Source organism: Jannaschia helgolandensis, from assembly GCF_900109285.1.
GTDB classification, from domain to species: domain Bacteria; phylum Pseudomonadota; class Alphaproteobacteria; order Rhodobacterales; family Rhodobacteraceae; genus Jannaschia; species Jannaschia helgolandensis.
The window spans coordinates 1-21,166 of the sequence record NZ_FNZQ01000005.1; the positions used below are offsets into that span (position 1 = coordinate 1).

The 21,166-nt window shown below is 59.5% G+C and carries 24 protein-coding genes and 5 pseudogenes; 12 read left to right on the plus strand and 17 right to left on the minus strand.

The genetic code is table 11. The features are described 5' to 3' along the window. From BMY38_RS12665 to BMY38_RS12675, 4 genes and pseudogenes are all read right to left on the minus strand, one after another. Positions 1 to 289 (minus strand): annotated as a pseudogene (locus BMY38_RS12665) (transposase); the annotation flags it as partial. Next, positions 237 to 443, minus strand: coding sequence for a hypothetical protein (locus BMY38_RS18175; RefSeq protein ID WP_175495872.1), 207 nt, complete (start codon positions 441 to 443; stop codon positions 237 to 239). The gene BMY38_RS18175 and the pseudogene BMY38_RS12665, both read right to left, overlap by 53 nt. A gap of 4 nt (positions 444 to 447) precedes the next feature. Then, on the minus strand, positions 448 to 1,455 hold the full coding sequence (locus BMY38_RS12670; RefSeq protein ID WP_092763384.1) for a formylglycine-generating enzyme family protein: 1,008 nt from the start codon (positions 1,453 to 1,455) through the stop codon (positions 448 to 450). 485 nt (positions 1,456 to 1,940) lie between these two features. After that, the gene (locus BMY38_RS12675) at positions 1,941 to 2,918 is read right to left on the minus strand and encodes an IS110 family RNA-guided transposase (RefSeq protein ID WP_092763386.1); all 978 of its coding nucleotides are present in this window, start codon (positions 2,916 to 2,918) and stop codon (positions 1,941 to 1,943) included. Between BMY38_RS12675 and BMY38_RS12680 the strand changes: the two genes are divergently transcribed. From BMY38_RS12680 to BMY38_RS17950, 3 genes and pseudogenes are all read left to right on the plus strand, one after another. Then, positions 2,881 to 3,663 carry an IS110 family RNA-guided transposase gene (locus BMY38_RS12680; RefSeq protein WP_139204715.1) on the plus strand — a complete coding sequence of 261 codons (783 nt, stop codon included), beginning with the start codon at positions 2,881 to 2,883 and terminating at the stop codon, positions 3,661 to 3,663. The genes BMY38_RS12675 and BMY38_RS12680 overlap by 38 nt on opposite strands. 346 nt (positions 3,664 to 4,009) lie before the next feature. Beyond that, positions 4,010 to 4,204, plus strand: a pseudogene (locus BMY38_RS12685) (tyrosine-type recombinase/integrase); the annotation flags it as partial. Between the two features lie 264 nt (positions 4,205 to 4,468). Continuing rightward, positions 4,469 to 4,606: a hypothetical protein gene (locus BMY38_RS17950; protein ID WP_245737600.1), complete on the plus strand. Its 138-nt coding sequence runs from the start codon at positions 4,469 to 4,471 to the stop codon at positions 4,604 to 4,606. A 35-nt stretch (positions 4,607 to 4,641) separates the two neighbouring features. Here BMY38_RS17950 and BMY38_RS18180 read toward each other — a convergent pair whose 3' ends face one another. Then, a complete protein-coding gene (locus BMY38_RS18180) occupies positions 4,642 to 5,124 on the minus strand; it encodes a hypothetical protein (RefSeq protein ID WP_175495873.1) in 483 nt (160 codons plus the stop codon). Between the two features lie 212 nt (positions 5,125 to 5,336). Here BMY38_RS18180 and BMY38_RS12695 point away from each other — a divergent pair, with 212 nt between their 5' ends. Next, positions 5,337 to 6,527, plus strand: coding sequence for a DUF932 domain-containing protein (locus tag BMY38_RS12695; RefSeq protein ID WP_092763390.1), 1,191 nt, complete (start codon positions 5,337 to 5,339; stop codon positions 6,525 to 6,527). A 68-nt stretch (positions 6,528 to 6,595) separates the two neighbouring features. Here BMY38_RS12695 and BMY38_RS12700 read toward each other — a convergent pair whose 3' ends face one another. Together BMY38_RS12700 and BMY38_RS12705 are read right to left on the minus strand one after the other, a co-directional pair. Next, the gene (locus BMY38_RS12700) at positions 6,596 to 7,285 is read right to left on the minus strand and encodes an RES family NAD+ phosphorylase (RefSeq protein ID WP_092763393.1); all 690 of its coding nucleotides are present in this window, start codon (positions 7,283 to 7,285) and stop codon (positions 6,596 to 6,598) included. Next, positions 7,282 to 7,671, minus strand: coding sequence for an antitoxin Xre-like helix-turn-helix domain-containing protein (locus tag BMY38_RS12705; protein ID WP_092763394.1), 390 nt, complete (start codon positions 7,669 to 7,671; stop codon positions 7,282 to 7,284). Before BMY38_RS12705 ends, BMY38_RS12700 begins: the two co-directional genes overlap by 4 nt. A 170-nt stretch (positions 7,672 to 7,841) precedes the next feature. Here BMY38_RS12705 and BMY38_RS12710 point away from each other — a divergent pair. Further along, positions 7,842 to 8,186: pseudogene (locus BMY38_RS12710) on the plus strand (ParB/RepB/Spo0J family partition protein); the annotation flags it as partial. Here the strand turns inward: BMY38_RS12710 and BMY38_RS12715 are convergent. Then, positions 8,171 to 8,419, minus strand: a pseudogene (locus BMY38_RS12715) (transposase); the annotation flags it as partial. The pseudogenes BMY38_RS12710 and BMY38_RS12715 overlap by 16 nt on opposite strands. 238 nt (positions 8,420 to 8,657) lie before the next feature. Then, the gene (locus BMY38_RS12720; RefSeq protein ID WP_092763397.1) at positions 8,658 to 9,605 is read right to left on the minus strand and encodes an SDR family oxidoreductase; all 948 of its coding nucleotides are present in this window, start codon (positions 9,603 to 9,605) and stop codon (positions 8,658 to 8,660) included. A 164-nt stretch (positions 9,606 to 9,769) separates the two neighbouring features. On the opposite strand from BMY38_RS12720, the gene BMY38_RS12725 reads away from it, so the two are divergent. Beyond that, a complete protein-coding gene (locus BMY38_RS12725; RefSeq protein ID WP_092763399.1) occupies positions 9,770 to 10,663 on the plus strand; it encodes an AraC family transcriptional regulator in 894 nt (297 codons plus the stop codon). A gap of 27 nt (positions 10,664 to 10,690) precedes the next feature. Here BMY38_RS12725 and BMY38_RS12730 read toward each other — a convergent pair whose 3' ends face one another. Beyond that, the gene (locus BMY38_RS12730) at positions 10,691 to 11,575 is read right to left on the minus strand and encodes a LysR family transcriptional regulator (RefSeq protein ID WP_092763401.1); all 885 of its coding nucleotides are present in this window, start codon (positions 11,573 to 11,575) and stop codon (positions 10,691 to 10,693) included. A 96-nt stretch (positions 11,576 to 11,671) separates the two neighbouring features. Between BMY38_RS12730 and BMY38_RS12735 the strand changes: the two genes are divergently transcribed. Next, positions 11,672 to 11,947 carry a DUF2218 domain-containing protein gene (locus BMY38_RS12735; protein WP_092763403.1) on the plus strand — a complete coding sequence of 92 codons (276 nt, stop codon included), beginning with the start codon at positions 11,672 to 11,674 and terminating at the stop codon, positions 11,945 to 11,947. A 48-nt stretch (positions 11,948 to 11,995) separates the two neighbouring features. Here BMY38_RS12735 and BMY38_RS18185 read toward each other — a convergent pair whose 3' ends face one another. Continuing rightward, positions 11,996 to 12,142: a hypothetical protein gene (locus BMY38_RS18185; protein WP_175495876.1), complete on the minus strand. Its 147-nt coding sequence runs from the start codon at positions 12,140 to 12,142 to the stop codon at positions 11,996 to 11,998. A gap of 113 nt (positions 12,143 to 12,255) precedes the next feature. On the opposite strand from BMY38_RS18185, the gene BMY38_RS12740 reads away from it, so the two are divergent. Beyond that, positions 12,256 to 12,747, plus strand: a complete 492-nt coding sequence (locus BMY38_RS12740; RefSeq protein WP_245737601.1) for a nuclear transport factor 2 family protein — start codon at positions 12,256 to 12,258, stop codon at positions 12,745 to 12,747. A gap of 38 nt (positions 12,748 to 12,785) precedes the next feature. Continuing rightward, a complete protein-coding gene (locus BMY38_RS12745) occupies positions 12,786 to 13,190 on the plus strand; it encodes an NAD(P)H-binding protein (protein WP_245737602.1) in 405 nt (134 codons plus the stop codon). Here the strand turns inward: BMY38_RS12745 and BMY38_RS12750 are convergent. Continuing rightward, positions 13,170 to 13,751: an EF-hand domain-containing protein gene (locus BMY38_RS12750; RefSeq protein WP_175495877.1), complete on the minus strand. Its 582-nt coding sequence runs from the start codon at positions 13,749 to 13,751 to the stop codon at positions 13,170 to 13,172. The genes BMY38_RS12745 and BMY38_RS12750 overlap by 21 nt on opposite strands. A gap of 171 nt (positions 13,752 to 13,922) precedes the next feature. Between BMY38_RS12750 and BMY38_RS12755 the strand changes: the two genes are divergently transcribed. From BMY38_RS12755 to BMY38_RS12765, 3 genes are read left to right on the plus strand one after another with little or no spacing between them, the layout of a single operon-like run. Continuing rightward, positions 13,923 to 14,645, plus strand: a complete 723-nt coding sequence (locus BMY38_RS12755; RefSeq protein WP_092763407.1) for a response regulator — start codon at positions 13,923 to 13,925, stop codon at positions 14,643 to 14,645. Continuing rightward, positions 14,645 to 16,051, plus strand: coding sequence for an ATP-binding protein (locus tag BMY38_RS12760; RefSeq protein ID WP_092763844.1), 1,407 nt, complete (start codon positions 14,645 to 14,647; stop codon positions 16,049 to 16,051). The genes BMY38_RS12755 and BMY38_RS12760 overlap by 1 nt, the downstream gene beginning before the upstream one ends. Before the next feature lies 1 nt (position 16,052). Beyond that, positions 16,053 to 16,358, plus strand: a complete 306-nt coding sequence (locus BMY38_RS12765) for an SHOCT domain-containing protein (RefSeq protein WP_245737603.1) — start codon at positions 16,053 to 16,055, stop codon at positions 16,356 to 16,358. 1,283 nt (positions 16,359 to 17,641) lie between these two features. On the opposite strand, the pseudogene BMY38_RS18440 reads toward BMY38_RS12765, so the two are convergent. From BMY38_RS18440 to argF, 5 genes and pseudogenes are all read right to left on the minus strand, one after another. Then, positions 17,642 to 18,345: pseudogene (locus BMY38_RS18440) on the minus strand (ABC transporter ATP-binding protein); the annotation flags it as partial. Continuing rightward, positions 18,345 to 19,478, minus strand: a complete 1,134-nt coding sequence (locus BMY38_RS12775) for an ABC transporter permease (RefSeq protein WP_245737604.1) — start codon at positions 19,476 to 19,478, stop codon at positions 18,345 to 18,347. The gene BMY38_RS12775 and the pseudogene BMY38_RS18440, both read right to left, overlap by 1 nt. Further along, positions 19,475 to 19,879 carry an amino acid kinase family protein gene (locus BMY38_RS18730; protein ID WP_425431634.1) on the minus strand — a complete coding sequence of 135 codons (405 nt, stop codon included), beginning with the start codon at positions 19,877 to 19,879 and terminating at the stop codon, positions 19,475 to 19,477. The genes BMY38_RS12775 and BMY38_RS18730 overlap by 4 nt, the downstream gene beginning before the upstream one ends. Positions 19,880 to 19,901: 22 nt before the next feature. Further along, positions 19,902 to 20,291 carry an amino acid kinase family protein gene (locus tag BMY38_RS18735; protein WP_425431635.1) on the minus strand — a complete coding sequence of 130 codons (390 nt, stop codon included), beginning with the start codon at positions 20,289 to 20,291 and terminating at the stop codon, positions 19,902 to 19,904. A gap of 89 nt (positions 20,292 to 20,380) precedes the next feature. Beyond that, positions 20,381 to 21,136, minus strand: a complete 756-nt coding sequence (gene argF / locus BMY38_RS12785; protein ID WP_281243230.1) for an ornithine carbamoyltransferase — start codon at positions 21,134 to 21,136, stop codon at positions 20,381 to 20,383. Positions 21,137 to 21,166: the final 30 nt, after the last annotated feature.

The window sequence follows — 21,166 nt, forward strand, 5'->3', positions numbered from 1 at the left end:
CTTAGGGTGCTGAAGTCGGGAACTGACCAGTTCAGGCCGACCAGACGCACAGGCTTTCGACGAATCCGGTCGTCTGCCTCAACGCCATGCCGAACAGCACTTTCATGGAAAGGCATGTCTGAATGGCGGCGTTGCTATAAGTCTGCTGGCGGCCACGCCTGCCCGTAGGTGTAGCCTCCCAGCTCATCTCGGGGGCGAACCAGATCATCAGCGAACCTCGGCGCTTGAGCGCTTCGTTATAGGCTGGCCAGTTTCTTGTCTTGTAGGTTGGGGGTGCCGGTCTGCTCATGCACCCCAGCTACCATGCTGGATTCACGAGATGAATCCCCAACCGGATTTGTGCAACAAAGCCCCGTCAAGTCAAAGATTCCTGGATTTATATCAGTATCTTTGATGGCTTTCCATCTTCCGTTTGCACCATCTCTATCCGGGTTGCTGAACATGTTTTCATTTCCTTTCAAATTCTAAGTCCCTAGCGATACGAAAGCCAAGAAAGTAAGATCGAGCGGTAACTCTGGGACCACCTCTTGTGGCCGGTCGAGAATAAAGTTGGCCTGAATTATACGACCCACCTTTAACAACTATTCTTTCACATTTCCCTTCATGCTGCGCGGCAGCTAAATACTCACCAGACGTCTCAAGCCCCAAATGAAATTCAGTCCAGCAGCTCATCGTAGCTTCCACCACGTTTCCCGCGATATGCTGAAATCCCCAGGCGTTGCTGGCATCCATCGCATCGACGGGCACCGGCCTCAGAGACAAGGGATCGGCGTCAGGCTTCAGGGCATTGAACCGATCCAACGGAAGGTTCTCCCCGGTGGCGTAGCGGGTCGTCGTGCCCGCGCGGGCGGCGTATTCCCACTCCGCTTCCGTCGGAAGCCTGTAGACCTCGGCCCCCACGAGTCCGTTGAGCCAGCCGAGATATTCCCCGATGTCGTAGGCGTTCACGTCCCGAACCGGAAGCCTGAGCTTTTCGGCATCGCTGTAGTCTTCCTCATCGAACAATTGGGTCGGCGTGTAGCTGCACGCCCCGGCCTCGACGCATCGCATGAATTCGCCCGTGGTGACCTCGTATCGCGCCAGCGCGTACGGCAGGTCGATGGTGACAGTATGAATCGGTTGCTCGGTTCGGCGGCCCCGCGGTTCGCCTTCCGCTCGAGGATTAAAATCGATCTCTGCCGATTGCTCCATCGGCGCCCCCATCACGAACTCGCCCAGCGGCAGGACGATCATCTCGGGGCAATCGGGGCATTCTTGGAACATATCCAGCGGGGCCAGATCGTCGGGCATGTCGGCGCTGGCCGCCGCCGCGAGGAGCGCTGGCAGGATCAGCGCCGCCCATTCGAGGATCGCGTTCGACAGAGGTCTCGATGTCATCTGGAGGCCTCTCTCGGTTGCCTTGCGAAGCGAAGCATAGGTGTAATGAACTGCAAACATCCACGCTTTGAACTGCAAACATCGGTCGTTTCTCGACCAGATTGATTGCGACTATCGCGGGTGTCCGGACCACATTATTTGCGAACGAAACCACGCTTTGTGCGACCGGGCTGCAAACATCGGGCTCAAACCACTTTATGTGAGAATGGCGGTCGCAGCTCGGTGGCAGGAATGGTGCGGCTAATCAACCCGATCAGCAGGAGCAGAGAGTAGCTTAAATCACGCCAGAAACTGTCCAACAAATGGGGAGTATGTATGAACTGCCTTCCCCTGCAAGCGTTTTGTTGATGTCCCTTTGACCCTGCTTCTATGTATTCGGTCTTTCGATGGAGCCATTCGATTTGCCCCTGACCAAGATGGGAAGTCGCGCGTCCTGTGTCTCGTTAGCTCATCGGCACTCTGGGGGCCATGCTCCCCGTCAGACTGACAAGACGCCGATTGGTCGTTGGTCCATCTCCTCCTCGCTCGCAGATTCCTATGTTTCTCGTTGTGCGGTTGCGTGTCTATGCGCCCACAAGCGCCGCGGGACGATATCGCTCGCCTTTCGTCAATACGGCCCAGGCGATCCGCGCCATCTTGTTGGCCATGGCAACGGCAGCGACATTCACGTGCGCCCGCTCTTTCAGCCCATCTGCCCATTGCGTTATAGGCGATGTTCGATCCCGCACGAGATGCAGAACGGTCCGCGCCCCATGGATGAACAATTTGCGGAGGTATCGGTTGCCGTGCTTTGAGATGCCGATCAGCTTGGCTTTTCCACCTGTGGTGATCTGCCGTGGCACGAGACCAAGCCATGCGGCAAGATCGCGGCCTTTGGCAAAGCTGCTGCCGGTGCCAACGGCGGCCACAAGGGCGCTGGCAATCGTTGGGCCGACGCCAGGGATTTCCATCAAGCGCTGCATGTCGGCATCTGCCTTGGCCAGAGCCTTGATCTCGGTGTCGATCGCTTCGACCCGGTCGTTGATCGTGGCCAGCTCCGCCATCATGTCCGACAACATCGACAGGATACGGTGCGACAGATCAGCGGTGCCTGTCGCAACCAATCTCACCAGCTCTTTCTGGAAGACGTGGCGACCCGTTCCGACCCGAATGCCGCGCTCCATCAGAAAGCCCCGGCCCTGATTGATAAGGCGTGTCCTTTCGGTCACCAGCCGCTCGCGGGCCCGATGCAGAGCCTGAAGATCAAGCTGCTCTTCCGATTTGATCGCGACGAATGGCATTGTCGGGCGCGTCGCGGCCTCGGCGATCGCCTCCGCATCACGGTCATCATTTTTGTGAACCTTGACGTAGGGCCGGACATAAAGCGGCGACATCAGTCGAGGCTCATGTCCGTTTTGAAGGCAAAAACGACCAATGTGATGCGCGCCGCCGCAAGCCTCCATCGCAACAATGCAGGGATCCAAACCTTCCAGCAAGTCCAGCAACCGGTGCCGTTGAAGGCGCTTGCGTAACAAGACGGATCGCAACGATGCGCGCGGCATTGCCCAACTCGTTCGTCTCGGCTGGTTCCGCCGGGTCTTTGTCAAAAGCGATGAGGCACAACGTACCCGGATGCTGCTGGTCAGTCGCAGCCACCTTTTGGGCAAGTCTCAAGATATCGAAAACTGCATTCGTGGATCACTGAAAGTGTTCGGGCTCAGGATTGGCGTCATAACGAAGCGCGGATTTGAAGGCCGTGTCCTCGAACTCGTTGCGAGTGACCCAAGTCTGATAGCGATTGTGGAGCCGCTCTTGCGCGCCAGACGCACCATAGTGGAAGCATTTGAGCGCCTCGACCGACTTTGCATACAACTTGCCAGGCGTGATCCCATCTGTCGGCGGTTGATGACAGTTCCCGGCGTCGGCGTCATTGTCGCGTTAACTTATGTGACCGGAGTGGATGCCCCGGAACGCTTCAGGCGATCACGCGATGTTGGGGCACATTTTGGACTGACACCCAAGCGGTATAGCTCAGGCCAGATCGACTACGATGGTCGGATCAGTCGATGCGGTGATGAGATGGTCCGCACGGCGCTCTATCAGGCCGCGCATGTCCTGATGCATCACGGTCGTTGGTCTTCCTTGCGGTCTTGGGCAATGCGGATCGCAAAACGCCGCAGCGTGAAGTTGGCAAAGGTTGCGCTTGCCCGCAAGCTGGCTGTTGTTATGCATCGGATGTGGTGTGATGGCACCGACTTCCGTTGGTCGGATGGACATGACTCTGATGTTCTGAATGCCGCTGCGTAGATAGGGGAGAAGCCAGAACAAACACCGAATCCGCCTTCCGGCGGAATGGCGCGCCCGGGAGCGAAAAACTCGATGCCGCCTTGCAGCGGGCGATGCAGCCATTTGTGAAACATGCAGCATAAATCAGAAGCCCAATTTACACATCGCGGGACGAGGACGAAACCGCTCTCGCGGTAGGGGCGCTTGTGGCGGCTGATGCGCGCTAATCGGGGCGGTGCGATTTGGTGGATGGGCATGTCTGTCGGACGATTGGGACCTTCTCAATCAGATGACAGGAGGCTTCCATGTCCGATCAACACGTTCCCGCTCTGCGCCGGCGGTTTCTCGAGGATATGCGTATCAAGGGTCACCCCACACGTTGCGGCACAGCTTTGCCACCCATCTGCTCGAGGGCGGGACCGACATCCGGGTGATCCAGGTGCTGCTTGGCCACGCAAAGCTGGAGACCACGACGATCTATACGAAGGTGGCGACCAAGACGATCCGGGACGTGACCAGCCCGCTCGATCTGCTGGTACGACGGGAGGCCGGGGCCGGGTAAACCGCCGCGTCGCAGCAAGGCCGCCACGCTCACGACGCTCAAGCGCGATCTCCGGCGTTTTGGGATCAGCAAAAAAGAGCGCCGGTCTTCGCGTTCGAGGCAAAGCCGAGAGGCAGCGAAGGTCGGCTCAACCTTTCCCAAAACGCCGTTGGCAAAGAGAAGATCGGGCACCTCGACCGGCAGAAGCTGATCGACTACGGCAAGATGCGGGCGGAGCAAGGCGCGGGCCCGGTGACGCTCGGGATCGATATCGGAGTGATCAAGATGATCATCACCCACGCGGCAGCCGTGCACGGGCTCGATATCTCTCCGGAACCCGTCGATCTGGCGCGCGTCGCGCTCAAGCGTCTCGGGCTGATCGGCAAAGGCACAGAGCGGGATCGTCGCCCCCACGACGGATGAGTTGAACCGCCTCTTCCGATGCTTCGATGATTGGCCTACGCTGACTTTGATGGGTGCGAAGCCGTTATCAACTTCATGGAAATCTCAATCATTTCAGACGGATTGAAGGGTAGCCAGACAGGTTCATCAGTAAACGCTGTGTATCGGAGTGCATGCTTTTCATGCAGTGGCGAGAGTGCGTCGATCAACTGCACGACGTCGCTTGAGAAGGTGACTCCCCGACACTTACACTCATCAGCAAGCCCTCTCAGGCTGTACCTTAGATTGAATGCTTTGAGCGCCTTGTCATCGCTGCCGGTCTTGTACAGCGCCAATTTCAGAAACATTTCGATAGCATGACAAATCAAGTGAATTATGGGAACATTCTGCTGCATGGTTGGATCACTGCCGTGTTCAAGCCGATGTCCTTCAATCGCGTGTCGAGCGCAATTCAAGTAGCTTAGTGCATGCCAGCGGTACACGAACGGTTCCGGCCCCGAATATTTCGGATCGCCCAATCGCAGATAGTCGTTCGACATTAGGTTCCCTCAATATTCAGTCGCTATAGTGCAACGGCTAGCTTCAAATGGGAAGGGAAAGCCCTGCATCAGCTGGCTGCCTCGCGGGCGCCCTTCCCATCCAGGAGTCTCGCGGCCGAGTGATGCGAGAGTCAGAGGGGTGCCGTTCCGGCCCGTGACGGGTTTGGAGGTCGAGAGAGAGGCTCCCGGCTGCCCGTCGCGGAGGTTTTCCAATGAACACCGAAATCATCGATACCGGGCGTGATATCAGCGGCGGCTACAAGGTGGATGTGTCGCGCGGCACGAACGTGGATCGCGTGTCGTCCGAGTGGTTCTCGCGGCCGGATGACGAGCGGTACCTGTCGCTCGACGATCTCTTTGCATCCGTCAAGGGCCGGGCGGAGCGCAGCCGGACGCGCACGGTGGAGAGCGCGGCGATCCGGGTCGAGGCGCATCGCGACGACCCGGAGAAGCTCGGGCTGGTCTTGCCTGGCGCGGATGAACCCATCGCGCCGACGCATTGGAGTTTCGGCCAGCTCTCGAGCCTCGTTGGCGCGCCCGCGGCCTATCTGCGACAACTGCCCGCGCCGCTCGCGGGCATCAACCTGCAATACAGGCTGACCAATCACCGGGCCGAGCAGATCAAAACCATGGAGGTCGCGAATAGCCGCACGGAACTGCGCGCTGTCACCGGCCCCGACTATGGCCGCATCTACGACCACGAACTGGTCTCCGCCGTGCAGCGCATCGCGGGCAACGGGACAGGCGACACGCGCTGGAAAGTGCCGGGCGTGCTCGACTGGTCCACCGGCATCTACAACCCGCGCGTGGACGTGACGAAGGAGACGACGACGCTCTACGCCTCGGACCGCGACGTCTTCCTGTTCCTCGTCGATGACCTCAACCCGATCGAGGCGGGGCTGCTGCCCGACGGCTCGCCCGACCTCTATTTCCGGGGGTTCTACTGCTGGAATTCCGAAGTGGGGGCCAAGACGCTCGGCATCGCGAGCTTCTACCTGCGCGCGGTCTGCCAGAACCGCAACCTCTGGGGCGTCGAGGACTTCCAGGAGATCACCATCCGGCATTCTAAATACGCCGCCTCCCGTTTCGCGCATGAGGCCGCCCCGGCGCTCAGCCGCTTTGCCGAGTCCTCGCCCGCGTCCTTCATCGACGGAATCCGCGCGGCGCGCGAGAAGATCGTCGCGCGGTCGGACGACGACCGGCAGGACTTCCTGCGCAAGCGCGGGTTCTCGAAGGCGGAGACGGGGCGGATCGTCGAGACGGTGCTGGCCGAAGAAGGCCGCCCGCCCGAAAGCGTCTTCGACTTCGTGCAGGGGATCACGGCGGTAGCCCGGTCCAAGCCGCAGCAGGATGCGCGGCTGGTGATGGAGGCCAAGGCGAAGGTGTTGGTGGAGAATATCTGAGAGAGGTGATTTTTTCTCAGAGCCTTAATGCCAAGAGCTAAAGTGTCGCATGAAGATATCGAGGGGCGTCAGAACCCCTCGATCGTGAACTCGGGCGCGCCTTGCCAGACCAGCTTCCAGCTCGCGCCCGGGCGGACATTCTGGATGATCCCGGGATCGAAGGCGACGAAGCACCGCCCGCCCGGGTGACGCACGGATGGGTAGATCAGCCCGCGATGCCCCTCTGCCCTCAGATCCGCGGCAAGGCGCTGCCCGGCCGGGTAGCCCCGCTCGGGGGCCGGATCGAGTGCGGTGTGCCCCTCTCCGTGCAGATCCGGGAAATCCCCGATGAAATCCGCCAGCAACTCGACGTAGCGTGCCTCGTCCTCGTAGCGGCCGATGAAGCCCAATTCACGGGTCCGGTGAAACCCAACTTCCTGCGCGCTCGTCAGCATGTTCCAGGCGCAGTACCACGCACCGCGGTCGCCAGTGTTGAACCGGTTGCCCTTGGGCCTCGTGTAGGTGAAGGCCGCGTTGATATGGCTCTGACCGTAAAGGGTCAGGTCATGGGACCGCCGCGCGAAGGCGAGTTCGCGGCGATCGAGCGCGGGGCTGCCCTCGCGCTCCGCGATCAGGCGGGCACTGGTCTCGCCTTCGATCTCGGCGAGAACCGCGGCCTCCTCGTCGCTGTCGACCAGCCCACGCAGCACTGGGGGCTTGTGATGGGTCTCGGAAATCAGCCTGACAAGGGCGCGGTCATTGACCGACGTGATCCTCAAAGCCCGCCCCGCAGCGCATCGACATATCCCCGCACGCGCAGGATCTTGGGCAATCCTCCCTCGATCATCGCGTCCACGGGACGCACGCCGTCGAACTCCGGACCCCGGTTGGGCAGCTTCACCCAGTCGCGCGAGATCGGCTCATTGAAATAGAGCTCGAGCGACTTGTAGAGGCCGATGAGCGCGGACAGGCGCAGCATCTGGTCGCGCGTCAGATCTCCGGCAAAATCAGGCTTCTTGGCCCGTTTCCAGGTGGATTCCGACATATCCGCCAGCGCCGCGGCCTCCCGCAAAGTGAGTGACCAGGCGTCCGCGATCCGCGTGAAGGCCTTGAGCGCGACCCCCTGCCGATCCGGCGCAGGACGTTCCAGAACAACGTTTTCCATGTGTTGGCGCTCCTTCCTAGTTTGACTGATGATATAAGATCATATGGATTGCTTTGCAAGTCCATATGAGCTTTGCGGTGCCTCAAGAGTCAGAGGGGTTCCGGATTTTCCGTGACGGGTTTGGAGGTCGGGAGAGAGGCTCCCGGCTGGCCTGTCGCGGAGATATCCCGATGACCAAGCAACAGAAAATCACCCTCAGCGCCTCGCGCGACATTCCCTTCAACAAGCTGATGCTGAGCCAGTCGAACGTGCGCCACGTCAAGGCGGGCGTGTCGATCGAGGAACTGGCCGAGGACATCCAGCGCGCGCCGCTGCACCCGCTCGACCAATTCCGCGCCTTTCAGGCGATGCGCGAGAAGGGCCGGACCGAGGAGGAGATCGCCGCGGCCTTCTTCGTCTCGGCCAGCGTGGTCAAACAGCGTCTGAAGCTCGCCGCCGTGGCGCCCTCGCTGCTCGACGCCTATGCCGAGGAGGAGATGACGCTCGACCAGCTGATGGCCTTCACGGTCAGGCCAACCATGATGCGTGCAAAGACGCCCTTGTCGCTCCATCGCTTCCAGCGGTTATACAGAGTCTTGTGCGGACCGTATTCCGCAGGTGCATCGCGCCACCGCAACCCATTGCGATTGATGAAGATAATCCCGCTCAGCACACGCCGGTCATCGACGCGCGGCTTACCGTGGGACTTCGGGAAATAGGGCTCAAGGCGCGCCATCTGCGCGTCGCTTAGCCAGAAGAGATAAGACATGAAACCGCTCGTTTTTCGAACCGTGAATCACGCCACACCTCGGAAATCAATGGGTCCTGACCTTAAGAGATCGGTTTAAGAACCATGTCGGCGAGCGGCACCTGCTGTTCACCGATTTGATCCAGAGCTATGGCAATGAGTGGCGAAACTGATTTCGATCCCAAAATCACCGAAGCATCGGAGCGCGCAAATGTTCGCAGCGGCGAGGCTCAATTGAACACGTCTCACCCGGCGTCAGTCAGAACGCCCAATTGAAGCCGGTCGCCTCTTCAGATGCTGTCCACAGCCTTTCCATGACTGGCTTGTCATAGGCATGGGGGTTGAGTGTGCCACGGCCGACAGGTCCCACGAATTCCATCCTGCCCGTGGGACCATAAAGAGCGCGCTGTTCCAGCCCGTCCTCAGTGGCGCACATCACCTCGGGATAGGCACCCTTTTCAGCGGATTGCACCATAGGAGTGAGGGTCATGAGCCTGAAGAGCAGTTTGGTCAGCCAATTGCCGCTGGTGGCGATCAGCGACGTTGCCGAGGATCCCGGATGGCAGACGTAGACCTCGACGCCTTTGCCGGTTGAAGCGATGTGATCCTGCAACTCATAAGCAAACATCATCTGCGCGAGCTTGCTTTGGCTGTAGACAGGATTGGCGCTGTAATTTTTGTCCCAGTTCATATCATCGAACTGGATTGTTTTGATCCCCATGTTATAGCCGAGGCTGGCGACAACGACGATCCGGCCCGTTGACTTCTCAATACGGTCAAACAGCATACCGCATAGCAGGAAATGACCGTAATGGTTGGTGCCAAGCTGGCTTTCAAAACCGTCCTCGGTGAGCTTCTGGGTCGGCACCTGCGCGATGGCGGCGTTGCAAATGAGAGCGTCGATTCGGGACACAGATATTAAAGTCTCTGCCGCAGCTGCGCGTACGCTGGCGAGCGACGCAAGGTCCATGCGAATGAAGCTGACATCGGCGTCTGTCCCGAACTCGGTCTTCAGGTCCGCGACTGCCGCTTGCGACTTCTCGGCCGAGCGGTTCAGCATGACAACCCTGGCTCCCTTGCTCAGCAGAATTCGTGCCGCTTGAAATCCAGCGCCCGCGTTGGCCCCCGTTATAAGGTAGGTCTTGCCCTTTAGGTCGCCGAGGCGCTCCGGGGTCCAGCCATTGGGGCCGAATTTCGTGTCCGTCATTGTCTTTCTCCATTTGGATGCGGCAAAGACGCCGCGCAACCTTCCTTCTTGGGACTGCAGATAAGTCTCATCCGCGCAGTGAAATAGATGATATCGTCTTGATTACTTGCCTGATTGTATCAAGGTGGTTGCGAAAGCTGATCTGAAGCCATGAGACTGCCCCCATGAGCAAAAACGAAATCAAGCAACTCATCGCGCGCCGGACTGAGAAAGACGGCCTGACAGACACTGGCATCGCAGGCGTGCGTACGTTTCGGGCCACCCAGGCAATTCCATGCGTCCCGGCTGTCTATGACCCTTGCGTTGTGGCCATTGTCAGTGGCGCAAAAGAAGCCGTTCTGGATGGACACAGATATGTTTATGACGACAGCCAATACCTGTGCTGCCCAATGTCGATGCCGGTCAAGGCCGGTACACCTAATGCGTCATCCGAAAATCCACTTTATGGCGTCTTCGTCTCACTCGATCCGCACGCGATGTCCCAACTGGCGCTGGAGATGGAAAACGCCGGGGGAGTTTTGCCTACCGCCGTGGGAGAATTGCGCGCACAGGGGATTAGACTGTCAAAGTGGGATGATGGCTTCACTGAAGCGCTGCTGCGATTACTACATCTCGGGGCCAGCCACACCGATACCGCGGTCCTTGGCGAGGCACGGTTGCGAGAGTTGTACTATGCAATCCTCAAGGGCGAGGCAGGTAAATCTGCGCGACAGGCCTTCGGTGCAGGCAACGCCATCGCACGTTCCATCGCGCATGTGTCGTCCCATCTGGATGAACCGATCTCGATTGATGACATGGCGACCCGCGCAGGCATGAGCCGCGCTGTGTTTCATCGCAGGTTCAAACAGGTAACGACGATGGCCCCTATTCAGTTCGTAAAGTCGATGCGCCTCAACAACGCCGCGATGAAGATTGCCAGTGGCATGACTGTGAACGAAGCGGCAATTGACGTCGGATACGTCAGCCCGTCTCAGTTCAGCCGAGAGTTTAAACGCATGTATGGGCAGTCGCCGCGACAATGGAGCGAGGGCAACCAACTTCCGGTAGGAGTTGCTTGAAGCCGTGCAGGCAGCTTTGCTTCGTCGTTAGCGACCAAGCGCATCAGCGAGAAACCGGACGAAAAGCAAGGTCAGCGTTTCACGCCGTGAGGAATCAGGCCAGACGGCATGCAGGTCGATGTCGCCCAATCGCCACTTCGGCAGAAGCCGGACAAGCGAACCGGATGCTACGCCCCGCGCCGCCAGGTTTTCCGGCAGGACAGATGCTCCCACGTCTTGCATGGCGAAGTGGTAAAGGGCGTTGGCGCTGTCGACCTCGATCTGCGATCTCCCCGTGACGCTTTCGGTCTCACCCTTGTCGGATGTCAGTTCTATCGTGTCGGACCGTTGCTGGTATCTGATCCAGTCCCAATCCTCCATATCAGCGGGTCGTGAGGGCACCGGGCGGGCGCTGGCGTATTCTGCACCCGCAACCAGCGCGCGAGGGATGATGCCCAGCTTGCGGGACATCATCGCACTGTCCGAAAGCGACCCCGCTTTTATCGCAAGATCGAGCCCGTTCTCGATGATCTCGACCCTGCGATCACTATAGAACAGAGACAGTGCCACGTTTGGATACCGCTTGATGAACGCTGCCATGGCAGTCGAAAGATCCGATGTAGACAGGAACGCCGGGATGGACACACGAAGCGCGCCTACAGGATCCTGCATGGTCGCGTTGATTTCGTTCAATCCCGCCTCCGCACTTCGCAACATCTGGGTGACGTGCATATAGAGCGCCCTGCCTTCGCCGGTCAGCGCGAGCTTGCGAGTTGTCCGATAGAGCAGCGTCGTGCCCAAATGGTTCTCCAGATCGGTGATCGTCTGACTGACGCGAGAGGGGGCCACACCGATATCCTGTGCCGCAGCCCGGAATGACCCTTTGTCGACCACGCGGGCGAAGACGGCCATGTGTTTAAGGTGGTCGATCATTGTTCTGCATTTCAGAATTATAAAATCAGCATTCATCAGATATTCGAAATCGCTCCAAGTGGATAGATGTCGCTTCAACAATCACGGAGCGACCCGATGAACACACAGGCGACATTCAAGACAAGCAAGGCGCAACGGTATCTCGGCACGCTCTGCAAGCATTTCGGTCATAAGGTTCCTGTGCAAATGGATGGCGACCGTGGCCGGATCGAGTTGCCGTTTGGCCAGTGTGAGCTAGCCGCAAGTGACGACGCACTGCAGATCGAGGTGTCGGCCGAAACGAAGGGTAACCTCGACAAGGCAGCGCGGGTCATTGCCAACCATCTTGAACGCTTTGCCTTCCGCGAGAACCCGCAAATCGAATGGCATTGAGCAACCTCACACGCCCCTCCGCAGCACCCATCTCCTGTCAATGGAGCGCTACATGACACTGAAAACACTTATGGCATCTGCGTCATCGCAGATGACGACCTCGTCGCTGTCCACGCCCGGTATGAAGACGTCGGCACCACACCGGCCACCGGCTTCGACGTCTTCCGCATCGAGAACCGCAAGTTCGCCAGGCATTGGGACGTCATCGCGCCGATGCCAGGCCCGGATGCAGCGCGTAACGAAGCAGGGCAAAATCTGATCGAACCCGGCTCCGCATTCCGCCCCGGAGCCCCAAACAGGAGCAAACAATGAACCGCAGAACCCTTATCACGACATCGCTTGGCGCATCGCTGGCGATCATCCTGGGAACACATGCAGGAGCACAGGAAATGGACGAACAGACACAAGCATCCTTCGACACCGTAATGGCCTTCATGGGCGCGATGGGATCGGGCGACATGGAAACGATGAGCAGCCTGATGGCCGATGACATGGTCTGGCACAACGAAGGCGACGAAAGCCTGCCCTGGATCGGCGAGACCCGTGGCAAGGAGAATATCTTCGAATTCCTCGGCATATTCTCCGAAAACCTGCAAACGACCAAATGGGAAAACACAGACGCCTTCGCCTCGGGTGACACGGTGGCCGTGTTCGGTGTGATGAACGCCATCACCACCCGGTCAGGCAAGGAGACGGGAGACTTCTCCTTCGCGCTACGCGCCAAGGTCCGCGATGGTCAGGTGGTGCTGTGGCACTGGTTCGAGGACAGCTTTGCCGTCAGCCAAGCTTATCACGGCTGACCCAGACCCAGTGGCATGGCCGGTGCCGACGCCCGGCCATGCAATCACCAACCAAGGAAGGCGCGCGTGCAATGACCTATGCAATCACCGCCGTTTCGGGCCAACTCGGCCGGGAAATCGCCCTGAAATCAATTGACAAGCTTGGGGTCAAAGATGTCGTGGGCCTGGCCCGCACGCCGCATCATGTTAAGGACCTCGGTATCAAAGTTCGCCCCGGTGACTATGACAAACCGGAAGAGCTTCGGGCGTCGTTGCAGGGCATCGATGCGCTTGTCCTGGTGTCCGGCATGGCCGCCCCCGAAGACCGTATTCAGCAGCATCGCAACGTGATTGAATCTGCCAAGGCCGAGCAAACCGGGGCGGTTTCCGAAGATCGCAGAAAAGGGTCATGGCCCCGCGTCGGGGGCCATGACGGTTCGCGATCAGTTATCGTTCATCATTGAATCGTTGCTCGTGTCCTGGTCGACGCCGCCTCGCATGCTCTGCATCCGCGTCATAACATCTGCGGGGGCAGTCATTTCCCCGGCGGTCACGATCCCGTCACCGTCTGCGTCGAGATACTGGAACCGATCCACCATCGTTTCGCGGATCATCGCGCTGTGCAGTGTCTCGAATTCACTGATGGAAAGAGACCCGTCGCCATCGGCGTCGAATTCTCCGAGCTTGGCCAGCAGGCCGGTGCGCAGTTCCTCGGGCGAAACGGTGCCGTCGCCATCTGTGTCGAAGGCCAGCATCATGGACATGGGGCCCATACCGCCCATCATGCCGCCACCCATTTTTTGCATATGGGCCATCATCCCTGACATACCGCCTTGGCCGCCCATCATGCCGGACATGCCACCTTGGCCGCCCATCATGCCAGAAGCCGCACCTTGCTGCATCACACCACCGCCCTGTCTGGCGCCAGTCTGCCCCCCGTGCTTTTGATCGGCATCGGCGAAGGCGGCTCCGCCGAATGCGACGCCGACCAGAATACCTGCTGTAAGAAGTGTTTTGCGAACCATGATATGTTCTCCTTTCGGGTTTGTGACGTATTGAACATGGAGAGCGATAAGCCGTCTTGAAACGCAGGTGAATGAAGGATTTGTAACGCTTTGTCGTAACGGGGCGCGTGGTTACACTTCGCGACAAATCTTTTGGAGATAGGTCCCGCCGAACCCGGTAAAGGACATCCCATGACCGATTTGCCGCATATTCTTGTCGTAGACGATCACCGCGAAATCCGTGATGCCGTTACGCGTTATCTTGAACGCAACGGGATGCGGGCGACTGCGGCGTGCGACGCAGTCGACATGGATGCCAAACTGGCCAAGGGCCAGTTCGATCTGATCGTTCTGGACGTTATGATGCCGGGCGAGGACGGGCTGTCAGTCTGTCGCCGCCTGTCGGCCAATGGGACATCGCCAATTTTGATGCTGACTGCATTGGGCGAGGAGACGGATCGCATCGTCGGGCTGGAAATCGGTGCCGACGACTACCTGGCCAAACCTTTCAACCCGCGTGAGTTGCTGGCGCGGATAAAGGCAATCCTGCGCCGCGCGTCCCGGCCCGAACCCTATGCCGGCGCGCTTTCGGGCCGCCGTATCCGTTTCTCGCAATGGACACTGGATACCGATCAGAGAAGCCTGACAGGCGAAAACGGCCGCAAGGTCGACCTGACAGGCGCAGAGCTCAAGCTGCTGACCGTGCTGCTGGAGCGTCCTCGGCTGGTGCTTAACCGCGACGAATTGCTGGACCTGACTGCCGGTCGCTCGGGCTCGGCTCTCGACCGGACCATCGATAACCAGATCAGCCGTCTGCGCCGCAAGATAGAAAGTGACCCATCCCGCCCCCAGCTTATCGCAACGGTGCGCGGGGGCGGCTATTGCTTCGCTGCCGACGTGCAGGAAGAGGAATGATGCGCGTCCTTTTCGACAGTCTGCGCGGTCAACTCGTCCTGCTGATCGTCTTGGCACTGGTCGTGGCGCAGGCGGTAAGTCTGTGGTTGTTCGTCGACGAGCGCAGTCAAGCCGTCCGCACCGCGCTTTGGTTCGAAGTGGCGGGCCGGGCCGCAAATGTCGCTCTGCTTCTGGAAGAAGCGCCCGAAGACCTGCATTCGGCGATCCTGACAGCAGCCGACTCGCCGCTGGTGCGGTTCGCGTTGTCGGAAACACCTGTCGTTGCTCAGGACGACCGTGCTGTTGGCGGCGCGGTCGAGGCTCGGGTGCGCGGCCTTATGGGCGGCATACCGGGTCGCGAGGTCCGGGTGAAACTGAATGTAGTCGATCAGAGTATTCCTCCGCCGATGGCGGGTGCCGGACCGGAAATGGTGCAGATGCACATGGCGATGATGCAGGGTCAACTGTCGGCAATCGAGATGCAGTTGGCCATCGCGCTGGCGGATGGCCCCTGGTTGAATGTCGTCACCCGGTACGAACGACCGCCGCTGCAATGGCCGGTCGCGTCGATCTTGAGTTTCGTTACCACCGCGGCCATCATCCTGGTTACCGTCTGCTGGTTTTTGCTGACTCGCCTGACAGGTCCTTTGCTGCGTGTTTCGCGTGCCGCCGAAAAACTGGGCCGGGGTGAGGATGTATCACCCCTTCCGGCACATGGGCCTGCCGAAGTGCGGGATCTGACCCAGACCTTCAACCGGATGCAGGACAGGCTGACACGATTTGTCAGCGACCGGACCCGGCTGCTGGCTGCGCTCGGGCACGACCTGCGCTCGCCGTTGACCGCGCTGCGTGTCCGCGCCGAAATGGTCGACGAACAGGAAACGCGCGAAGCCCTTGTCTCGTCAATCGAGGAGATGCGGGAAATGGTGGACGCGACGCTGGCCTTCGCGCGCGGCGTCGCGACGTCCGAACCCTATGAGCCGGTCGATCTGCAACAGTTTCTGGAGAGATTGCGCACCGACATGCTGGACGGCTTTGAACTGGTGCCATCTGCGCCTGTGCAAGTGCGTCTGCGCCCGCAAGCCTTGCGCCGCGCCCTGCGCAACATCCTCGATAACGCCGTGCGCTATGGCGGAGGCGCGCGTGTCAGCTATGGTCAGGAGGACGATCACGCGGTCATCCGCATACGCGACGAAGGCCCCGGAATCCCTGAACCCGAGCTGGATCAGGTGTTCGAGCCGTTCTTCCGGCTGGAAAAATCCCGCTCGCGGGAAACCGGAGGCTCCGGTCTGGGCCTATCCATTGCGCGGACATTGTTGCGTGCGCATGGCGGTGATGTCCGCCTGTCGAACCACCCCGAAGGCGGCCTTTTGGCGGAAGTGACACTTCCGCTTCATCCGCGACCCCAACCAAACGAAGGTGACTGACATGAGTAAATACATGATACCAACCACGATGGCGGCTTTTGCAACGGCTGCCACTCCCGGATTGGCCGATACCGGCAATGGGTTCAGCCATATGTGGGGTGCCGGTTATGGCATGACAGGCGGGCTGATGATGGTGCTGTTCTGGGGCGTGATCATCGGGATCATCGTTCTGGCTGTGCGCGGCTTATCCGGGCGCAGTTCAACCGGAAATACGCCGACCGCACAGGATATTCTGCGCGACCGCTATGCGCGGGGCGAGATCGACGAAGATGAGTTCGAGCGCCGCAAGGCCAAACTCGATATGTGAGGCCTGACCACAACAGCCACGCACGGAGGTCATGAAAAGCGCCGCAAATCATTGGACAGTATCAAGCGTTCTGTACCGCCCCGTTGGCCATGTCGGGAAGAAGGTCGTCCAGCAATTCTTGGAACGTGGCGACGATAACCACGGGCCCGGTTCATCAGGCTGGTTGTCATGACTTACCTCTCGTAGGTCGGGACGCGATCATTGAGAAGAAAGCGTGCGGGGTTCTGGTCGATCCGGCGGACGAGTGTCTCAAGGGTTCATACCAAGGTGCGGGCTTCTTGGGCGAGCCGTGTCAGTTCACGAAGACCGGTGTTGGCGAAATCGCCGACGCCCGGCGCACTGACCGCGACCTCTTGCTGGACTTGGGCCACGACGGCATCGGCACGTGCGATCAAGGCCTTCAGATCGGTGGCGATCATCGGAACGTCGCGGGCTACGGCTTCCACAGTTACACCGATCCTTTCAGACGCCAGGCGGATATCGGCGAGAACCGGAGCGATATCAATTTCCATAAGGCCGCTCGCCGCATCGAAGGCAGCCTCCGCAGAAGCCAGTGCACTCTCCGCCCCGGTCATTGCGCCATCCAGAACATCCAGAGAGCGCTGCGCTCGCTGAAAGAGCACGTTTGCGGATGCGATCGTCTGTTCGGTCTCAGTCGCCAAGGGGGCAAACCGGCCCGTCAATCCGGTCAGATCGGCGGCCACCTGATCGACGGCCGCCGCTGCGGTCGCGACGCCCGCGCGTATATTTGCGACCACGGATGGCACATCTTCATTTATGACGATCTCGAGGGCAGCGATGGCAGATCCTGCACGGGTCAATATGTCCCGCGCCTCGACGACGAGCAGCGTGCCATCCCCATCCACAAGCTCGTCGAAACTATGGGAGGCATCAGTTACAGCGGCAAAGGCAATTTCGGCCCCTCGCAAGGTCGTTTCCAATTCCGCCAAACGGGCGTTCAGCAGGGTTGCTGTTGCTGCATATCCTTCAAGCGTTTCGCCAGTCCGGTTTCTGAGATCCAGGATGGTTTCACTCATTAGAATAACCGCCTCGGAAACCTGTTCCAGAATTAGAGGTACCTGGTCGCTCAGGATAGCTTCGGCCCGGGTGAATGTATCGCCGACTTTCTCGATTGCATCGCCTGACCTGCTCAGCGTCAACTCGGCTGCACCGAAAGCTAGCTGTGCTGACGCCAGCGCGGTATCTGCCCGCTCCAGCGTCGTCTCGACCGCTGCCCCGATGCTGTCGAGCCGGTCGGTGAATCGGGTTATCTGAAGCGTGGCATCGCTGAAGGTTCCGGTAATCTCGGAAAAAACCTTGCGGTCGGCCAGAACCGCAACCCGGTCGCAAATCGCATTCAAGCTGTCCAGATCATGTGTGACGAGGAACACCGTTAACCAAGAACATTCTGTAACTGCTTGATGAGAATGTTGAATGCTGCCGCGACGGTGGGGTCGAAACCGGCCGTAGGTTCATCGAGAAAGACAATCACGGGATCGAGCGCGATGGCGCGCGCAAAGCCCGCACGTTTGCGCATGCCGCCCGACATTTCCGATGGATACTTGGTCTGGGCGTTTTCAGGCAAACCGACCATGCGCACCTTTATGCCCACCAGCGTTTCGCGCAGGTCATTATCCAGATGCAATTGCTCTCGCATCGGCGCCTCTACGTTCTGACGTACGATCAGTGAGGAAAACAGCGCGCCGTCCTGAAACATTACGCCCCAGCGGCGGCGCCGACGGCGGTATTCGGCCTCTGGCGTATCGCGAACACTCTGACCGAATACCTCGATCTGGTCCCGCTGCGGTTTCATCCGACCGACGATAGCAGGCAGGAGAACCGACTTGCCGGTCTCCGATCCGCCTACGATGCCGATAATCTCGCCCCGACGCACGTCGACGTCGAGATCTTCATGTACGATATGTGTGCCGAACCGCGTCACCAGGCCCCGGACGCGAATAATATGGTCATTGGGCGTATCAGACATCAGACACCCACCACGGCAAAAAAGACTGAAAACAGCGCGTCCATCACGATGACCATGAAGATCGACAAGACAACGGAAGCCGAGGTCAACCGGCCGAGCGATTCTGCATCGCTGCCAACCATCATCCCTTCGTAACAACCGATGATTCCGATAATCAGTGCGAAGAATGGTGCCTTGATCATGCCGATACCGAAATGCCAGACATCGGTGTTCGATACGAGCCGCGACTGAAACACAGCTGGCGAAACCCCAAGTTCGATCCACGACATGATGGCACCGCCAACCAGTCCAGAAATATCGGCGATGAAGCCGAGCGCGGGCAGCATCAGCATCAGGGCAAGTACGCGCGGCACCACCAGGATTGTCACTGGATCGAGACCAAGGGTGCGCATTGCGTCAATCTCTTCACGCATCTTCATCGACCCGATGGCGGCAGTGAAAGCCGACCCCGAACGGCCTGCCACGATGATCGCGGTCAGTAGGATGCCAAGTTCGCGCAGCACCGAGATGGCAATCAGATCGACGACGAAAACCTCGGCACCGAATTGGCGCAACTGCGCTGATCCCTGAAAGGCCAGGACCACACCGATAAGGAACGCCATCAACGCCACGATCGGCACCGCATTCAGCCCCACTTCCTGACAGTGGTGGACCAGCGATGTCAGCCGCAACCGGCGCGGATTGACCAGGATCGCCGCCATGGCGCCGACTGTCTGACCGAGAAACGATATCATTTCAAAACCGATCCTTGCCCCACGCACGACCTTGCGGCCAAAGCGTTCAAGTCGGTCAGCCAACAGGCTTGGTTTTATGGTCGCGATATTTTCGGGTGGCAGGTTGCGGCGTACGGTCTCGAGCAGCTGGGTCTGCGGTTCGCTCGCTCCTTCAAGAGCGATAGTCCGGTCGCCTGTTGCACCTGACCGTTGCAGATCGACAAGGAACCAAGCCCCGGCCGTATCGATCCGGGTCAAACGGGCCATGTCGATGACCTTCACGCCGCGCGCCATATTGCGTGCACGCGCGCGGTCAAGGCCTTGCAAAGCATCGATATGCAATCGGCCCGACAGCACCAGACGCGGCCCGTCGATCACAAGATCAAATATGTCTTTCGGTGTTTTCCGGCCTTCGCTCACCCCCCGCCACCCTCAAGGTGGACCAGAGTACCGGCCTGCCCCGACAATAGCTTCGGAGCATCTTCAAGGCGACCGATAGCAGCCGTGGTGCCGCCTTCCCTCAGGAACGACAATGCAGCTTCCACTTTGGGCCGCATCGACCCGGCGGGCAGGTCCATCGCACCGGCTTCGGCCTCGCTCAGGGTCATGAGAGGCTGCGCTGTGGGTGTATCGAAATCCACAAATACCGCTTCGACATCCGTCAGAAACAGCAGGGCCTCCGCCCCTAGACGTGCAGCAAGAAGCGCGCTTGCCCGGTCCTTGTCCACGACTGCCTCAACCCCATGATGAGTGCCGTCGGCACGGCGCACGACAGGGATTCCGCCACCGCCGCCACAGATTACAACGGCACCATGTTTCAACAGTATTTGGATGGCCTTGAGATCAGGCAGATCGAGCGGCAGGGGCGAAGGTACGGTGCGGCGCCAGTGATCCCCATCCTGCGCGATGGTCCAGCCGCGCGGTGCGCGCGATGGCCTCGGCTTCGGCGCGACTCCAGACCGGACCGATGAACTTGGTCGGAGCGGCAAACGCCGGATCGTCGCCATCGACCACGACCTGCGTCAGAAGTGTCACGACGGGCCGGTCGTGCGCCAGCGCATTCTCGAGAGCGCGTTCGATCACATAACCGATCATTCCGTCTGTCTCCGCCCCCAGAATGTCGAGCGGCCAGGAATCGGCCTGCATCGCCAACATACCCACTTGCGGGCCGTTGCCATGGGTGACGACGAGACTGACCCGCGCGCACGATTTGGGCCAGATATTCAGCCGCAAGCGTTACATTACGCTCCTGTGCTGCGGCCGTCATCTCCTCACCACGGCGAAGCAGGGCATTCCCACCCAAGGCTGCGACAACTAGCACCTCAGGCTCCCAGCGTCGCGACGAGCACTGCCTTGATCGTATGCATGCGGTTCTCGGCCTGATCGAATACGATGGAAACGGCGCTTTCAAAGACTTCGTCCGTCACCTCCAGTGCGTCCAATCCATGCTCACGTGCGATCCTTGCGCCGACCTCGGTGTCGACGTTGTGAAACGCCGGCAGACAATGCATGAATTTCGTATCCGGGTATCCGGTTTTTTCCAGCATCGCCGCGTTCACCTGATATGGTATCAGCGCTTCAATCCGGCGGGCCCAGACGACTTCAGGTTCCCCCATTGACACCCAGAAGTCCGTGTACAGGAAATCACACTTCCGCACCCCTGAGTCCACATCTTCGGTAAGCGTCAGGCGAGCGCCGGTCTGCTCGGCTATGACCTTGGCCTCCTCAATCAGCGTCTTATCCGGCCAGAGCGGCTTGGGCCCGCAAAGCCGCACATCCATGCCCATCTTCACGCCGCCGATCATGAGGCTGTCGCCCATGTTGTTGCCGGTATCCCCGAGAAAGCAGAATGCGATCTGGGACAACGGCCGGTCGCAGTGCTCGCCCATCGTCATCAGATCAGCAAGAATCTGGGTCGGATGAAACTCGTCCGTCAGGCCGTTGTAGACTGGCACGCCTGCCCATTCGGCCAGTTCTTCGACAATCTTCTGGCCGAAACCGCGATACTCGATCGCGTCATAGACCCGGCCCAGAACCCGTGCGGTATGCATGAACCGCTGTCGTACGGAGTGCGTGATAGTCCTCGGGCGGGATACGCATCAGTCGTC

Bases quoted from the DNA above. Each gene is read 5' to 3' on its own strand.
- BMY38_RS18175 (WP_175495872.1), bottom strand. From the start codon at position 443: ATGTTCAGCAACCCGGATAGAGATGGTGCAAACGGAAGATGGAAAGCC.
- BMY38_RS12675 (WP_092763386.1), bottom strand. From the start codon at position 2,918: ATGCCGCGCGCATCGTTGCGATCCGTCTTGTTACGCAAGCGCCTTCAA.
- BMY38_RS17950 (WP_245737600.1), top strand. From the start codon at position 4,469: ATGATCATCACCCACGCGGCAGCCGTGCACGGGCTCGATATCTCTCCG.
- BMY38_RS18180 (WP_175495873.1), bottom strand. From the start codon at position 5,124: ATGTCGAACGACTATCTGCGATTGGGCGATCCGAAATATTCGGGGCCG.
- BMY38_RS12695 (WP_092763390.1), top strand. From the start codon at position 5,337: ATGAACACCGAAATCATCGATACCGGGCGTGATATCAGCGGCGGCTAC.
- BMY38_RS12705 (WP_092763394.1), bottom strand. From the start codon at position 7,671: ATGGAAAACGTTGTTCTGGAACGTCCTGCGCCGGATCGGCAGGGGGTC.
- BMY38_RS12720 (WP_092763397.1), bottom strand. From the start codon at position 9,605: ATGACGGACACGAAATTCGGCCCCAATGGCTGGACCCCGGAGCGCCTC.
- BMY38_RS12725 (WP_092763399.1), top strand. From the start codon at position 9,770: ATGAGCAAAAACGAAATCAAGCAACTCATCGCGCGCCGGACTGAGAAA.
- BMY38_RS12730 (WP_092763401.1), bottom strand. From the start codon at position 11,575: ATGATCGACCACCTTAAACACATGGCCGTCTTCGCCCGCGTGGTCGAC.
- BMY38_RS12735 (WP_092763403.1), top strand. From the start codon at position 11,672: ATGAACACACAGGCGACATTCAAGACAAGCAAGGCGCAACGGTATCTC.
- BMY38_RS18185 (WP_175495876.1), bottom strand. From the start codon at position 12,142: ATGCCTGGCGAACTTGCGGTTCTCGATGCGGAAGACGTCGAAGCCGGT.
- BMY38_RS12740 (WP_245737601.1), top strand. From the start codon at position 12,256: ATGAACCGCAGAACCCTTATCACGACATCGCTTGGCGCATCGCTGGCG.
- BMY38_RS12745 (WP_245737602.1), top strand. From the start codon at position 12,786: ATGCAATCACCAACCAAGGAAGGCGCGCGTGCAATGACCTATGCAATC.
- BMY38_RS12750 (WP_175495877.1), bottom strand. From the start codon at position 13,751: ATGGTTCGCAAAACACTTCTTACAGCAGGTATTCTGGTCGGCGTCGCA.
- BMY38_RS12755 (WP_092763407.1), top strand. From the start codon at position 13,923: ATGACCGATTTGCCGCATATTCTTGTCGTAGACGATCACCGCGAAATC.
- BMY38_RS12760 (WP_092763844.1), top strand. From the start codon at position 14,645: ATGCGCGTCCTTTTCGACAGTCTGCGCGGTCAACTCGTCCTGCTGATC.
- BMY38_RS12765 (WP_245737603.1), top strand. From the start codon at position 16,053: ATGAGTAAATACATGATACCAACCACGATGGCGGCTTTTGCAACGGCT.